The organism is Aeromicrobium sp. SORGH_AS_0981 (genome assembly GCF_031453195.1).
Lineage (GTDB): Bacteria > Actinomycetota > Actinomycetes > Propionibacteriales > Nocardioidaceae > Aeromicrobium.
On record NZ_JAVIZD010000001.1, the window covers coordinates 1,337,745 to 1,352,505 of the forward strand.

Consider the following 14,761-nt stretch of genomic DNA (forward strand, 5'->3'; position numbering starts at 1 on the left):
GGTGCAGCCGGGGGTGCCGGGCCCCGGGCGGCGGACGGTTCGGCCTGGGGTGCCGGGCCCCGGGCGGCGGACGGTACGGCCTGGGGTGCCGGTGCGGCCGTGACGGCGCACCGGCGGCGCCTCGGGCTCGACGAGGGTCCGCTGGAGGTGCTGCGACGCTTCCGCGACCGCGACCGTCCGGTGGCGCTGGTCGGTGCGTGGCACCAGGGCGACGCGCTGGTGGCCTGCGACCCCGTGCGGGTGCTCGACCCCGACGTCGACGACCCGTTCGACCTGCCGGTGCCCGAGGTGGCGCCCCGGGCGTCGGCCGACGGGGCGGCCGGCTTCGGGGGTGGCTGGATCGGTCTGTGGGGGTACCGCCTCGGCGGGCGGTTGGAGCGGGTGCCGCCGGCCCGTGCCCGACCCGTCGAGCAGCCTGACGCGCGGCTGGCGTTCTACGCGTGGGTGCTGCGACGCAGCCGGGGCACGTGGTGGCTGGAGTGGTTGGGCGACGTCGACGTCGCGCCGGTGCTGGCGGCGCTCGAGGGTCCCGCGCCGGAGCCGGTGGCGCACCACGTCGGCCCGCTGCGGCTGGTGCCGTCGCCCGAGGAGCACGTGGCGGCGGTCGCTCGCGCCGTCGAGCACGTGCACGCGGGCGACCTCTTCCAGGTGAACCTCTGCGCGCGTCTGGAGGGCCAGGTCGAGGGCCACCCGGTCGACGTCTTCTGCGCGGGCGCCCAGCGCCTCCGCCCGGCCTACGGCGCGTTCGTGGGCGGCCCGGCCGGCAGTGGCGAGGGCGTCGCCTCGTTCTCGCCGGAGCTCTTCCTGCGCCGCACGGGCCACGAGGTGCTGACGTCGCCGATCAAGGGCACGGCGCCGCTCGGCGTCGGGCCGCAGGACGACGCCGCGGCGGCCGAGACGCTCGCGGCCTCGGCGAAGGACCGTGCCGAGAACGTGATGATCGTCGACCTGATGCGCAACGACCTCGGCCGGGTGTGCGCACCGGGCAGCGTGCGGGTGCCCGCCCTCGTCCGGCCGGAGCGGCACGCCGTGTGGCAGCTGGTCTCCGACGTCGTGGGCCACCTCGCGCCCGACGTCGACGACGCCGACCTGTGGCGGGCCACGTTCCCCCCGGGGTCGGTCACCGGTGCGCCGAAGGTGCGAGCGATGGAGGTGGCGGCTGCACTCGAGGCGACCGGGCGGGAGGCGTACACGGGCGCGATCGGCCACGTGAGCCCGCTCGCCGGTCTCGAGGCCAACGTCGTCATCCGCACCGTGGAGATGGCGCAGGGGCGGGCGTGGCTCGGCGTGGGCGGCGGCATCGTGGCCGACTCCGACCCGCACGCCGAGCTGGCCGAGGTGTTCGTGAAGGCGCGTCCGGTGGTCGAGGCCGTCGGGGGCAGCCTCGTCGACGACGTGCCGCGTCCCGCACCCGCGGTCTCGGCGCCGCACCGGTCGTCGCGCGACTGGTCCGCCGACGTGGGTCGCGGCGTGTTCACCACCCTGCTCGTCGACGACGGGCGAGCCGTCGACGTCGCGTCGCACCTGGCCCGTCTCGACGCCAGCGTCCGCGCCGTCTACGGCAGCAGCGTCCGGGAGGGGCTCGCCGACGCGGTGGCGCGGCGCGCGGCGAGCCTGCCGCCCGGTCGGCACCGTCTGCGGGTCGAGGCGGTGCCCCTCGAGCCGCAGGGCGCCACCGACGACCACGCCGTGCCGGTGTGGGTCCGGCTCGTCGACGCCCCGCTCGTGCCGGCGCCCGCGTCGTGGCGGCTCGTGCCGCGCGAGGTCCCCGGGGGATGGGGCAGCCACAAGTGGGTCGACCGCGGCCCGCTCGACCCTCCGGACGGGGCCGACGAGCTGCTGCTGGTCGACGTCGACGGCTCGGTGCTGGAGGGTGGCCGCACCTCGGTGTTCTGCGTGCTCGACGACGGCGTGCACACCCCGCCGCTCGACGGCCGGGTGCTGCCCGGCACCCAGCGCGCCCGGGTGGTCGACGCCCTCCTGCGCGCCGGGGTGCCGCTGCGCCAGCGTCGGCTCATGCGCTCCGACCTCGCGGCGGCGTCGGAGGTCTTCGTCACGAACGCGCTGCGCGGCGTCGTGCCGGTGCACGAGGTCGAGGGTGTCGGCACCTGGACCGCCCCTGGCCCTCTCGCCACCCTCCTCGCCTCCTCGCTCGCCTCCCCCCACCCCCCTGACCGTGACGTTTCCGGGCCCGAAAGAGGGTTCTCGCCCCGCAAACGTCACGGTCAGCGGGGGAGGGGGCGGGCGGCGCGGGTGCTGTTCGTCGACAACTACGACTCGTTCGTGTTCAACCTCGTGCAGTACGTGCGCGAGCTCGGCGCCGACGCCGACGTCGTCCGCAACGACGAGGTCGACGTCGAGCAGCTCCTCGCCGCACGGGCCGCGGACGACCTGACCCACGTGGTGCTGTCGCCGGGGCCCGGCGCACCGGCCGACGCGGGCATCAGCGTCGACGTCGTCCGCCGGCTCGGCCCCACCACGCCGCTGCTCGGCGTGTGCCTCGGGCACCAGGCGATCGCCGAGGCCTACGGGGCGCGCGTGGTGCGCGCGCCGCAGGTGGTGCACGGCAAGCCGTCGCTCGTCCACCACGACGGGCTCGGCCTGCACGCCGGGCTGCCCACGCCCCTCGTCGTCGCCCGGTACCACTCGCTGGTGGCCGAGGAGGCCAGCCTGCCGGCAGATCTCGTCGTCACGAGCCGCACCGCGTCGGGCGTGGTGATGGGGCTGCGGCACGCCACCGATCCCGTCGAGGGCGTGCAGTGGCACCCCGAGTCGATCCTGACGAGCCACGGCCACGACCTGCTCGCCACGTTCCTCGCAGGCACGGTCCGCCCGGAGGACCGTCCGGGGAGGTAGGTGGCACGCGTTTCCCAGCCGGGGGGTAGGGAGCGCGCGGGAAGCGCGGCCGTATCCGCGCGCCGTCTACCGCCACCCGGGGAAGCGCGCGCCACCTACCTCCCACGGCCCGGGGCCGACCCGTCGGGGAAGCCGAGCGGCCGGCCGCACCCGCCCGTGGCAGCATCGGGACCATGGACCTGACCCTCACCGACGAGCAGGCCGGATTCCGTGCCCTGGCCCGCGACTTCCTCGACCGGGAGGTCGTGCCGCACCGTGCCGCGTGGGACCGCGCGGAGTCCGTCGACCTCGCGATCATCCCAAAGCTGGGCGAGATCGGGTTCTTCGGGCTGACCATCCCCGAGGAGTACGGCGGGGTCGGCGGCGACTACCTCACCTACGTCCTCGCGGCGGAGGAGCTGGGCCGCGCCGACTCAGCGATCCGCGGCATCGTCTCGGTCTCCTCCGGGCTGTTCGGCACGTCGGTCCTGCGGCACGGCACCGAGGAGCAGAAGCAGCGCTGGCTGCCCGACATCGCGACAGGCCGGATCCTCGGCTGCTTCGGTCTCACCGAGCCCGGCCACGGCTCCGACGCCGGCAACCTGCGCACCCGCGCCCGCCGCGACGGCGACGACTGGGTGATCGACGGCTCCAAGGTCTTCATCACCAACGGCACCTGGGCCGACGTCGCGCTCGTCTTCGCCCGCACCAGCGACGACGGCCCGCGCGGCGTCTCGGCGTTCCTCGTGCCGACCGACACGCCCGGCTTCGAGGCCACGGAGATCAAGGGCAAGCTCGGCCTGCGCGGCCAGGCCACCGCGGCGCTGTCGTTCGACGGCGTCCGCGTGCCCGCCGACGCGCTGCTCGGCGAGGTGGGCCAGGGCTTCAAGATCGCGATGCAGACGCTCGACAAGGGCCGCGTCACGATCGCGGCGAGCTGCGTCGGCATCGTCCAGGGCTGCCTCGAGGAGACCGTCGCGTACACCGGCCAGCGGGAGCAGTTCGGCCAGCCGATCGCGTCGTACCAGCTCGTGCAGGAGATGATCGCCGACATGAGCGTCGACGCCGACGCGGCGCGGCTGCTCACCTGGCGGGCCGCCGACCTCATGCAGCGCGGCGAGCCGTACGGCACGGCGGCGTCGAAGGCGAAGCTGTTCGCGTCGGAGGCGGCGGTGCGGGCGGCGAACCTCGCCGTGCAGGCGTTCGGCGGGTACGGCTTCATCGACGAGTACCCGGTGCAGAAGTACCTGCGCGACGCCCGCGTGATGACGCTCTACGAGGGCACCAGCCAGGTGCAGAAGCTGCTGGTCGGGCGGGCCGAGACGGGGATCAACGCGTTCGTCTGACGCGGTCGCGACCGCGCGCCGGACGCCGTCGTCGCGCCGTCGGGCCTAGACTTGCTCCTTGTGTACGACGGAGTGATCCAGGACCTCATCGACGAGCTCGGGCAGCTGCCCGGGGTCGGTCCGAAGAGCGCCCAGCGGATCGCCTTCCACCTGCTCGACGCCGACCCCGCCGACGTGCGTCGTCTGGCGCAGGTCCTCGTGGAGGTCAAGGACAAGGTGCACTTCTGCGCCGTGTGCGGCAACGTCACGGTCGACGTCGAGTGCCGCATCTGCTCCGACCCGCGCCGCGACGCCACCGTGCTGTGCGTCGTGGAGGAGAGCAAGGACGTCGTCGCGATCGAGCGGACCCGTGAGTTCCGTGGCCGCTACCACGTGCTCGGCGGGGCGATCAGCCCGATCGCTGGCGTGGGGCCCGACCAGCTGCGCATCCGCGAGCTGCTCGGACGGCTGCAGGACGGCACCGTCACCGAGGTGATCATCGCCACCGACCCGAACCTCGAGGGCGAGGCGACCGCCACCTACCTCATCCGGATGCTCAGCACCCTGGGCCTGCGGGTCAGCAAGCTGGCGAGCGGGCTGCCCGTCGGTGGCGACCTCGAGTACGCCGACGAGCTGACGCTCGGCCGCGCGTTCGAGGGCCGCACCGCCATCGCCGGCTGACGCGGGGTCAGCCCCGACCGGCCAGCAGCTCCTCCTGGTCGGCCGCCACGGCGCGCACGACCCGCACCCACAACACGCTGGCCACGACCCAGGCGACGGTCGAGACGGCGGCGAAGGCCGGGAGGTCGCCGACCCCGGTCGAGTCGACATCCGTCGGCACGAGGAGGGACTCCACCCCGGTCGCGACGTTCGCGACGATGAACGCGCCCCACCACCAGCCGACGCGGGACCCGGAGGACGGGTGGTGCGACCGGACGCGCAGGACGTCGCGCACCACCTGGAAGGGGAACCAGAGGCTCACCACCGGCACGAGCCACCCGCCCCAGACCCAGCCGCGGCTGCGCGCGTGCGGAGACGTCGGCGAGAGCACGTCGACGTTCACGCGCGCCCGCCAGAGCCACAGGCAGGTGACGACGAAGGCGCCGAGCAGCACGAGGTAGCCGACGAGGTCGACGACCTCGTACGGCGTGAAGAACTCCTCGGGCGACCGGCCGGCCGCGGCGCCCGACGTCCACTGGTCCTCGGCGTCGCGTGCCAGCCAGTACCGGGGGAGCATGAGGGCGGCGTAGAGCGCGGCGAGGCCCATCGTCAGGGTCGTGAGGACGCCCAGCGGCTCGGGAGTGCCGAGCGACGCGCTCGCGGCCGCAGGCACCGGGGAGGCCGGCGCGCCGGACGACGGCTCGGGCGCGCGGCCCCAGCCCTCGGGGACGTCGTCCTCGGACGGGAAACGAGGGTAGGGCGTCGGGTCGGACATCGGTCTCCTGGCGGTCGTCGCGGAGCCCCTGACGCTAGTGCACCAGCGAGGTCCGGGGTACCAGAACCTGACGAACCACTGACGGACGACTGACGTGTTGCTGAGAACCGCTCCCGGTTCTTTCTGCCGTCGTCGCGGTGCCCTAGCGTGTCGGTCGTGAACGTGCTGACGGTGGTGCGGCGGGGTGCCCTTCACGGCCTCCGTCGTCGTGCTGATCCTGCTGCTCGGCGCCGCCACGGGGACCCTGTGGTCCCCGCTGGAGGACAAGAGCTGGTACCCCGACGTCGCGTTCGGCCCTCCGTCGCTGCTCGACGGGCGCTGGTGGACGGTTGTCACCGGCTCGCTCTACGCGCTCAAGCCGCTGCAGTACGTCGCGATCCTCACGTTCTTCGTCCTGCCGGTCAGCCTCTGCGAGTGGCGGCTCGGCACGCGACGCACGGCCGCCGTGGTCGTCGTCTTCCAGGCGATCGGCGTGATCGGCGGTGGCTACCTGATGGTGGCGCTGTCGTCCTGGACCGACTGGGGCTGGGCGCAGCGCACGGCGCAGGACCTCGACGTCGGCTTCAGCGCGGGCGCGCTCGCGGCAGCCATGGTCGTCTCGGCCGACCTGCGCCGACCCTGGCGCGGGCGGGTCCGGCTCGGCGTCCTCGGCTACGTGCTCACGTCGCTGACCTTCCTCGGCTACCTCTACGACGTCGAGCACCTCGTGGCCGTGCTGCTCGGCCTCTGGGTGGGCCCCTGGATCGTCGGCCGCCGTCCGTCGCGGACGGTGGCGGAGTGGCTGCGACCCGGCTTCACGCGCCGCGACCTGCGGATGCTCACCGGCGGCTCGTTCCTCTGGGGCGCGATCATCGCCGTCATCGGCCAGGTCGCCGACCGCGACGGGCCCTTCGGTCCCATCGGCGGCGACCCCGAGTCGTGGTGGTGGGTCCTCGCGGTGGTGGCGGTCGACCTGCTCATCGCGTGGGGCCTCGTGCGCGGTCGCCGCACGTGGTGGATGCTCGCCCTCGTCCTGACCTCCATCAGCTGGCTGCTCGGCGCCGCGACGGCCGCCGTCATCGTCTCCGGCGGCACCTCGAACTCCGGCCTCGTCTGGATCTCCCTGCTGTTCGACACCGCCCAGCTGGCGGCGCTCCTGCTCGGGCGCAGCGCGTTCCGCAACCCCGGCCGTCGCGGCCTGCGCCGGGTGGGCCCCGACCGGGTCGGCGCGCTGCCCACCGACGCCGACCGCGAGCGCGCCCGCGAGGTGCTCCGGCGGCACGGCTCGTCGAACCGCCTGGCGTGGATGACCACCTGGCCGGAGAACCGCTGGTGGTTCACCGACGACGCCGTGGTCGCCTACCAGCAGTCGATGGGGGTCACCATCGGCCTGTGCGACCCGGTGGGCCCCGACCCGCTGCACGTCGCCGAGCGGTTCATCGGCGCCGCGCGCGACGCCGGCACGCTCCCGTGCCTGTTCAGCTGCAGCAGCACCGTGGCGCGCTGGGCGCAGGACCAGGGCTGGATCGCCGTCCAGGTCGCCGAGGAGGCGATCGTCGACCTGCCCGAGCTCGAGTTCGTCGGCAAGAAGTGGCAGGACGTCCGCTCGGCGTTCAACCAGGCGGGCAAGCACGACGTCGAGACCCGGATGATGCGGCTGGCGGACGCGCCGCGCGGCATCCGCACCCAGCTGCGGGCCATCTCCGACGAGTGGGTGCGCGACAAGGGCCTGCCGGAGATGGGCTTCACGCTCGGCGGTCTGGAGGAGGCCGAGGACCCCGACGTGTGGATCAACGTCGCGGTCGACGCCGACATGACGGTGCACGGCGTCACGAGCTGGATGCCGATCCCCGGCCCCGACGGGCAGGTCCGCGGCTGGACGCTCGACCTCATGCGTCGTCTCCCCGGCGGCTTCCGCTACACGATGGAGCTGCTCATCGCGTCGGCCTGCCGGGAGTTCAAGGAGCAGGGCTACGAGGTCGTCTCGCTCTCGGGCGCGCCGCTCGCGCACGCCGGCGCAGGCGACAGCGTCGTCGACCGCTCCGTCATCGACGATGTGCTCACGCGTGCCGGCGACGTGCTCGAGCCGTACTACGGGTTCCAGTCGCTGCAGGCCTTCAAGGCGAAGTTCCAGCCGCGGTACGAGCCGCTGTTCCTCGTCGTCGCCGACGAGGCCGCGCTGCCGCGGGTGGGCATCGCGGTCGGGCGGGCCTACCTCGCGGACGCGACGCTCGGGCAGCTGCTGGCGCTCACGCGCGGGCACTGAGCGGTACGTGCCTGGGGGAGAACGCCGGTAGACTCACCGAGTGGAGCTGGAGCTGCGGCACCTTCGGGTCGTGTGTGCCATCGCTGACGCCGGGAGCGTCACGAAGGCCGCTGCCGAGCTGGGCGTCGCCCAGCCGGCGCTGACGGCCCAGCTGAGCCGGATCGAGCGCGCCCTCGGCGGCCCCCTGTTCGACCGCGACCACCGGGGCGTGCGGCCCACGTCGCTCGGCGAGCTGGTCATCGCGCGGGCCCGCATGCTGCTGCCCGCCATGACCGGCCTGCTCGACGACGCGACCCGGCTGGCCGACCCGGCACGCGGCGCGAGCATCCCCGACCACCTGTCCATCGGGTCGTCGTCGCCGGCCGTCCTGGCCCCGTTGATCCAGCGCCTCGAGCAGCGTCATCCCGACCTGCGGGTCTCGACGACCGCCTCGTGGTCGGCCGACGAGCTCGCGCGGGCCCTGGCGGACGGCCGGCTCGACTACGCCGTCATCGGCATCTGCGGCGGCGACACCGCCCCCGACGACCGCGCCATCACCTGGCGCACCTTCTCCGTCGACCCCGTCTTCGTGATGCTGCCCGAGGACCACGGCGCAGCCGACGCGGCCGAGGTACCCCTCGGCGCCCTGGCCGGGGAGGCGTGGGCGGCCACGCCGGGCGACGGCTGCTTCCAGGAGTGCTTCGCGGCGGCCTGCGCCCGCGAGGGCTTCGCGCCGCGCAGCCTCTACGTGGCCGACGCGGCGAGCTGCATCGAGCTGGTCTCCTCGGGTACGGCCGTGGCGCTCTGCCAGCCCACGCGGGTGCTGCCCGGCCTCGTCACCAAGCCGGTCGCCGACGCCCCGCTGCGCTGGCGCCATCTCGTGGGCTGGCGCACCGACTCCGTGGGCGCCGACTTCGCCGACGAGCTGCTCCTGACGGTGCGCATGGCGCACAACGACCTGGTGTCGCGCAGCCCCGTCTACGCCGCCTGGCTGGAGCAGAACCCGGGCTTCGGAGAGCAGCACGACCCAGGCATCACGCCCGCGGTATGACTCTTCCGGTATGACCCTCCAGGCCTGATCCGCCAGTAGGTTTCTGCACAACCCCTCGGGGGGGCTGCGGAGGCAGGACCGCCTCCGGACGACAGCGTGGGGCGTGGCGGCGAGCCGTCCGTTCCGCAGGAACGGCGGCCCGGGTGATCCCCGGTCCGCCACGACACAGGAGATCAGACCGTGAACACTCCCAAGCGAACCCTCTTCGGCTCGCTGGCCGCTGCCGCCGTGCTCGCCACGGCCTTCGGCTCGCAGGCCATCGCCGCTCCGTCCCAGGACGACGGCGCCGCCAGCTCCAAGGTCGGCATGCTCGGCGCGATGCAGCGCGACCTCGGCCTGACCAAGACCGAGGCCACCGACCGTCTCGCCTCCGAGGCGAAGGCCGCCAAGGCCGACAAGACGCTCGAGAAGAGCCTCGGTGCCGACTACGCCGGCTCCTGGTACGACGCGAAGGCCGGCACGCTCGTCGTCGCCGTCACCGACGCCTCCCAGGCCGGCACCGTGAAGGCGCAGGGCGCCCAGGTGCGCACCGTCGAGCGCTCGGCCGCCGAGCTCGACGGCTACATGAAGGACCTCAACGCGAAGCAGGCCTCCGCGCCCAGCACGGTCGCCGGCTGGTACGTCGACCCGGCCGCCAACAAGGTCGTCATCCCCGCGGGCGACACCGCCGCCGCCGCGTCGTTCGCCAAGAAGGCCGGTGTCCCGACCTCGGCGATCGAGGTCGAGCGCTCGGCCGAGCAGCCGAAGCCGCTCTACCAGGGTGGCGACGCCTACTACATCAGCAACGCGCGCTGCTCGATCGGCTTCGCGGTCAACGGCGGCTTCGTGACGGCCGGCCACTGCGGCTCGCAGGGTGCCGCGACGCAGAACCCCAGCGGCACGTTCGCCGGCTCCAGCTTCCCCGGCAACGACTACGCGTGGGTGCGCTCCTCGGCCACCATCACGGGCACGGTGAACAACTACAGCGGCGGCAGCGTCGCCGTCCGTGGCTCGCAGGACGCGGCCGTCGGCTCGTCGATCTGCCGGTCCGGCTCGACCACCGGCTGGCACTGCGGCACCATCCAGGCCCGCAACTCCACGGTGAACTACTCGCAGGGCTCGGTGTACGGCCTCATCCGCACCAGCGTGTGCGCGGAGCCGGGCGACTCGGGCGGATCGGCCATCACCGGCAACCAGGCGCAGGGCGTCACCTCCGGTGGCTCCGGCAACTGCTCCTCGGGCGGCACGACCTACTTCCAGCCGGTCAACGAGATCCTCAGCGCCTACGGCCTGACGCTCAAGACCTCCTGATCGAGGACACCGCGCGCGGCGCGGGCCCGGTGCCGGTCTCTCGGGACGGTGCCGGGTCCGTGCCGCGTCGGCGTGCGCGGCAGGATCTCGCGGTCCCAGGACAGGAACGACGGTGGAGGGCCGCGCGGACCGACCTATAGGATGTCGACGTTGCCCGGTCAGCGTCGCCCTGGCACGGTCCCACCAAACCCCCGCACCGCAAGGACATCCGTCGTGGGCATTGTCGTCCAGAAGTACGGTGGCTCCTCCGTCGCCGACGCCACGAGCGTCAAGAGGGTCGCCCAGCGCATCGTCGCCACCAAGAAGGCCGGTCACGACGTCGTCGTGGTCGTCTCGGCCATGGGCGACACGACCGACGAGCTGATCGACCTCGCGAACGAGGTCTCCCCGCTGCCGCCCGCGCGCGAGCTCGACATGCTGCTGACCGCCGGCGAGCGCATCTCCATGGCGGTCCTCGCCATGGCCATCGGCAACCTCGGCCAGGAGGCCCGCTCGTTCACCGGCTCCCAGGCCGGGGTCATCACCGACGCCGAGCACGGCAAGGCCAAGATCATCGACGTCACGCCCGGCCGGATCGAGAAGGCGATCGCCGAGGGTGCGATCGCCATCGTCGCCGGCTTCCAGGGCGTCTCGCAGACGACGAAGGACATCACGACGCTCGGGCGCGGTGGCTCCGACACGACGGCCGTCGCGCTCGCCGCCGCGCTGCACGCCGACGTGTGCGAGATCTACTCCGACGTCGACGGCATCTTCACCGCCGACCCGCGGATCGTCCCCGACGCGCGCCAGATCCCGCAGATCTCCTACGAGGAGACGCTGGAGATGGCGGCGAACGGCGCCAAGATCCTGCACCTGCGCTGCGTCGAGTACGCGCGCCGCAACGACATGCCCATCCACGTCCGCTCGTCGTTCTCCGACAAGCCCGGCACGTGGGTCCTCAAGGCCGAGGACGTCACGAAGGACCCCACCATGGAACAAGCCATCATCTCCGGCGTCGCCCACGACCGCTCCGAGGCGAAGATCACCGTCGTCGGCGTCCCCGACCAGGTCGGGTACGCCGCCGCGATCCTCAAGGCGCTCGGCGACGCGCAGATCAACATCGACATGATCGTGCAGAACGTCTCGGCTGCCGCGACCGCGCTCACCGACATCTCGTTCACGCTGCCGCGCGCCGACGGCCAGACCGCCATGACCGCGCTGGCGCGGCTCAAGGACCAGGTCGGGTTCGAGCGGCTCCAGTACGACGACAGCGTCGGCAAGGTGTCGATCATCGGCGCCGGCATGCGCTCGGCCCCCGGCATCACGGCCCGGTTCTTCCAGGCCCTGGCCGACGCGAACGTCAACATCGCCATGATCTCCACCTCCGAGATCCGGATCTCCGTCGTCGTCGCCGAGAGCCAGGTCGAGAACGCGGTCCGCGCCGCGCACTCGGCCTTCGACCTCGGCACCGACGAGGTCGAGGCGGTCGTGTACGGAGGGACCGGACGATGAGTGACGCACGCCGGACGGCCAACATCGGCATCGTGGGCGCCACCGGCCAGGTGGGCGTCGCCATGCGCCAGATCCTCGAGGAGCGCAGCTTCCCGGCCGACCAGGTGCGCTTCTTCGCCTCGGCACGCTCGGCCGGCACCGTCCTGCCGTTCGCGGGCCGCGAGATCACGGTCGAGGACGCCGCGACCGCCGACCCCACCGGGCTCGACATCGCGCTCTTCTCCGCCGGCGCCACCACCTCGCGCGCGCACGCGCAGCGCTTCGCCGACGCCGGCGTGACCGTCGTCGACAACAGCTCCGCGTTCCGCAAGGACCCCGCCATCCCGCTCGTCGTCAGCGAGGTGAACCCGCACGCCATCCCCGCCGGCGACGGACCGGGCGGTCGCGGCATCATCGCCAACCCCAACTGCACCACCATGGCCGCCATGCCGGTGCTCAAGCCGCTGCACGACGAGGCCGGGCTCGTCCGGCTCGTCGTCAGCAGCTACCAGGCCGTCTCCGGCTCCGGCGTCGCCGGCGTGCGTGAGCTGCACGGCCAGGCGCAGGCCGTCGTCGAGAAGGCCGACGCGCTCGCCTACGACGGCCGCGCCGTCGCCTTCCCCGACCCCGACGTCTACGTCGCTCCCATCGCGTTCAACGTGCTGCCCATGGCGGGCAGCGTCGTCGACGACGGCAGCAACGAGACCGACGAGGAGCAGAAGCTGCGCAACGAGTCGCGCAAGATCCTCGAGGTCCCCGATCTGCGCGTCGCCGGCACCTGCGTGCGCGTGCCCGTCTTCACCGGTCACTCGCTCAGCATCCACGCCGAGTTCGACCGCGACCTCACGCCCGAGCGCGCCACCGAGATCCTCGCCGGTGCGCCCGGCGTGCAGCTCGTCGACGTGCCCACGCCGCTCCAGGCCGCCGGCACCGACCCGAGCCTCGTCGGACGCATCCGCGCCGACCAGTCGGCCCCCGAGGGCAAGGGACTCGTGCTCTTCGTCAGCGGCGACAACCTGCGCAAGGGCGCCGCGCTCAACACGGTGCAGATCGCCGAGCTCCTCCTCGGCTGAGGTGGGCGCGAAGGCTGGCGTCACGGTCCGGCCGCGGCGCGACGACGACGCCGAGCGGCTCGTCGAGCTCCTGGCGCGGACCCATGCCCTCGACGCCTACCCCGTGCGTGGGTCGCTGGTCGGCTGGTCGTTCCTCACCGGCGACGTCGAGCGCGCCTGGGTGGCGGAGGTGGACGGTCGGGTCGAGGGCCACGTGTGCGTCCTCACCGGCCCCGACGGGCCGGTCCTGTCGCGGCTGTTCGTGAACCCGGACGCGCGCGGGACCGGCGTCGGGTCCGCCCTCCTCGACGCGGTCGACGCGTGGGCCGACGAGCGAGGCCTCGCGCTCAGGCTCGTCGTCCTCGACCAGGACGCCGCCGCCCGCCGGCTGTACGAGCAGCGTGGCTGGCAGCACGTCGGGAGCGAACCGGCGGCCTGGCTCGGTGGCGACGGCCCGTGGCCGCTCGCCCACGACTACCGCCGGCCTGCCCGCTGACGCACGAGACCCCCGCACCCGAGGGTGCGGGGGTCTCGGGACCGGTCGGTCAGCGGAACGACTGCACGCTGAAGCGCGAGCGCTCCGGGGTCTCGCTCGGGGGCTCCTCGGTGTTGCTGAGGTCAGCCTTGTCGAACGCGCGGGCCGTGCCCTTCGTGGTCAGGAAGAAGACACCGTAGGTCTGGTTCTCCTCGCAGCCCTGGAAGGCGTAGACCGAGTACTCCGTCGCCGGGACGTAGCCGCGCTCGTAGAGGCTGTCGACGAAGGTGATCGTCTCCTGGTCGTTCTCCTTCACAGCGTCGGCGCGCAGCTGCTTCAGCGTGCCGCCGAAGAGACCCAGCGGCTCGCCGAGCTTCTTCGCGACGGTGCCGATGGTGTCGCCCGTGGCGGGCGCGTCGCCGAGGACGACCGACTCGAAGCCGGCCGGCGTGGCGCACTTCGTGGTGTAGACGGGCTTGACGGTCAGCGTCTGGCGCAGGCTCTTCTGGCGCGTCGGGCCGAGCTTGCCCTTGCTGTCGCGCACGCGGTACTTGACCACGGTCGAGACGTTGTAGGTCACGCTGAGCGCGGTGCGCTTGAGCGTGGCCGACTTCTGGTTGCGGACGACGGCCTTGCCGTCGAGGCTGACGTTCAGGAGCGAGGAGGAGACGCGCACGTTCTTCGACACCGACACCGACGGCTTGATGGTGGCGGTGGTGCCGATCTCGCCCGGGGCGGGGTTGGCGATCTTCTTCACGGAGACGACGGTCGCGGCCTGGGCCGGGGCGACGAGGCTGAGGGTCGAGCCGACGCCGAGGGCGGCAGCCAGCAGGAGCGGGGTGAGCTTGCGCAAGGGGATGTCCGTTCACGAGTGCGGTCGGGAGTGACCGCAGGCGGCTACAGCCTAGGGGCGGTTCCGCAACCCGAGACACATTTCGGAAAAGATTGCCGGTTCTTCGGACGTCAGCGTCGCAGCGCGGCGCGGATCGCCTCGGCCAGCTGCGGGGCGGACGTGCCGAAGTGCCGGGCGCCGACCGTGAACCCCGGGGCGACGTCGGAGCCGACCTGCACCGTGTTCCGGGCGGAGGGCGTGCCCTGACCCACCGCCACCTGGGCGCGCGTCACCTGGCACGTGAGCTGCTCGCGGCCGCGGGTCAGCGTGACCTCGCCGCCGGCGATCCGCAGGTCCTGCCGGTTGCGGCCACGGACGACGACGAACCAGGCCCACACCGCCCCGGCCCACAGCACGAGGAAGAACAGGGGTGTCGGCCGGCGGCTCGTGCCGCCGTCGAGCACGGCGGGGCTCGACAGCGCCCCGGTCATCGTCGTGGCCGCGAGGGTGACCAGCACGGCCGCCGCGAGGGCGAGCCGCTGGATCAGCGGGCTGCCATGGACCGTCGTCGTGCCGCCGTCGCGGGTGACCGCCGGTGGTCGCGGCGCCGGTCGCAGGAGCGGGAGGGGCAGCAGGAAGAGCAGACCGCAGAGCAGGAGGGTGGCGCCGAGCAGCCGGACGCCGGGGTCGGGGTCGCTGAGCGCCATCGCCGTACCCACCGGCAGGAGGAACCCGGCGAGCAGCAGGCAGGAGACGAGACCGCGGGTCACGA

General features: G+C 73.2%; 12 protein-coding genes. 9 read left to right on the forward strand and 3 right to left on the reverse strand.

Annotated features, from left to right (window positions below):
- The first annotated feature begins 99 nt into the window (after positions 1-99).
- From QE370_RS06825 to recR, 3 genes are all read left to right on the forward strand, one after another.
- Complete coding sequence (locus tag QE370_RS06825; protein WP_309633888.1) at positions 100-2,856, forward strand: chorismate-binding protein; 2,757 nt, start codon at positions 100-102, stop codon at positions 2,854-2,856.
- Positions 2,857-3,029: 173 nt separating this feature from the next.
- The gene (locus QE370_RS06830) at positions 3,030-4,181 is read left to right on the forward strand and encodes an acyl-CoA dehydrogenase family protein (RefSeq protein ID WP_253025996.1); all 1,152 of its coding nucleotides are present in this window, start codon (positions 3,030-3,032) and stop codon (positions 4,179-4,181) included.
- A gap of 60 nt (positions 4,182-4,241) precedes the next feature.
- Positions 4,242-4,841 (forward strand): recombination mediator RecR, encoded by a 600-nt coding sequence (gene recR, locus QE370_RS06835; RefSeq protein WP_067853732.1) that lies wholly within the window; start codon positions 4,242-4,244, stop codon positions 4,839-4,841.
- 7 nt (positions 4,842-4,848) lie between these two features.
- On the opposite strand, the gene QE370_RS06840 is transcribed toward recR, so the two are convergent.
- On the reverse strand, positions 4,849-5,595 hold the full coding sequence (locus tag QE370_RS06840) for a DUF4328 domain-containing protein (protein ID WP_253025998.1): 747 nt from the start codon (positions 5,593-5,595) through the stop codon (positions 4,849-4,851).
- A 184-nt stretch (positions 5,596-5,779) separates the two neighbouring features.
- On the opposite strand from QE370_RS06840, the gene QE370_RS06845 reads away from it, so the two are divergent.
- The 6 genes from QE370_RS06845 to QE370_RS06870 all read left to right on the forward strand — a co-directional run bounded on the left by QE370_RS06845 (position 5,780) and on the right by QE370_RS06870 (position 13,178).
- Positions 5,780-7,840 carry a DUF2156 domain-containing protein gene (locus tag QE370_RS06845; RefSeq protein ID WP_309633889.1) on the forward strand — a complete coding sequence of 687 codons (2,061 nt, stop codon included), beginning with the start codon at positions 5,780-5,782 and terminating at the stop codon, positions 7,838-7,840.
- A gap of 40 nt (positions 7,841-7,880) precedes the next feature.
- A complete protein-coding gene (locus QE370_RS06850; RefSeq protein WP_309633890.1) occupies positions 7,881-8,870 on the forward strand; it encodes a LysR family transcriptional regulator in 990 nt (329 codons plus the stop codon).
- Between the two features lie 180 nt (positions 8,871-9,050).
- The gene (locus QE370_RS06855) at positions 9,051-10,160 is read left to right on the forward strand and encodes a S1 family peptidase (RefSeq protein ID WP_253026004.1); all 1,110 of its coding nucleotides are present in this window, start codon (positions 9,051-9,053) and stop codon (positions 10,158-10,160) included.
- Between the two features lie 213 nt (positions 10,161-10,373).
- Positions 10,374-11,651, forward strand: coding sequence for an aspartate kinase (locus QE370_RS06860; RefSeq protein ID WP_067853748.1), 1,278 nt, complete (start codon positions 10,374-10,376; stop codon positions 11,649-11,651).
- A complete protein-coding gene (locus QE370_RS06865; protein ID WP_309633891.1) occupies positions 11,648-12,703 on the forward strand; it encodes an aspartate-semialdehyde dehydrogenase in 1,056 nt (351 codons plus the stop codon). Before QE370_RS06860 ends, QE370_RS06865 begins: the two co-directional genes overlap by 4 nt.
- A gap of 1 nt (position 12,704) precedes the next feature.
- Positions 12,705-13,178: a GNAT family N-acetyltransferase gene (locus QE370_RS06870; RefSeq protein ID WP_309633892.1), complete on the forward strand. Its 474-nt coding sequence runs from the start codon at positions 12,705-12,707 to the stop codon at positions 13,176-13,178.
- Between the two features lie 49 nt (positions 13,179-13,227).
- Here the strand turns inward: QE370_RS06870 and QE370_RS06875 are convergent, their stop codons facing one another.
- Together QE370_RS06875 and QE370_RS06880 are read right to left on the reverse strand one after the other, a co-directional pair.
- Positions 13,228-14,010, reverse strand: a complete 783-nt coding sequence (locus QE370_RS06875) for a hypothetical protein (RefSeq protein ID WP_253026010.1) — start codon at positions 14,008-14,010, stop codon at positions 13,228-13,230.
- 110 nt (positions 14,011-14,120) lie between these two features.
- Positions 14,121-14,759 carry a hypothetical protein gene (locus tag QE370_RS06880; RefSeq protein WP_309633893.1) on the reverse strand — a complete coding sequence of 213 codons (639 nt, stop codon included), beginning with the start codon at positions 14,757-14,759 and terminating at the stop codon, positions 14,121-14,123.
- Positions 14,760-14,761 lie beyond the last annotated feature (2 nt).

Coding starts and splice junctions, on each gene's coding strand:
- QE370_RS06830 (WP_253025996.1), top strand. CDS start 3,030: ATGGACCTGACCCTCACCGACGAGCAGGCCGGATTCCGTGCCCTGGCC.
- QE370_RS06840 (WP_253025998.1), bottom strand. CDS start 5,595: ATGTCCGACCCGACGCCCTACCCTCGTTTCCCGTCCGAGGACGACGTC.
- QE370_RS06865 (WP_309633891.1), top strand. CDS start 11,648: ATGAGTGACGCACGCCGGACGGCCAACATCGGCATCGTGGGCGCCACC.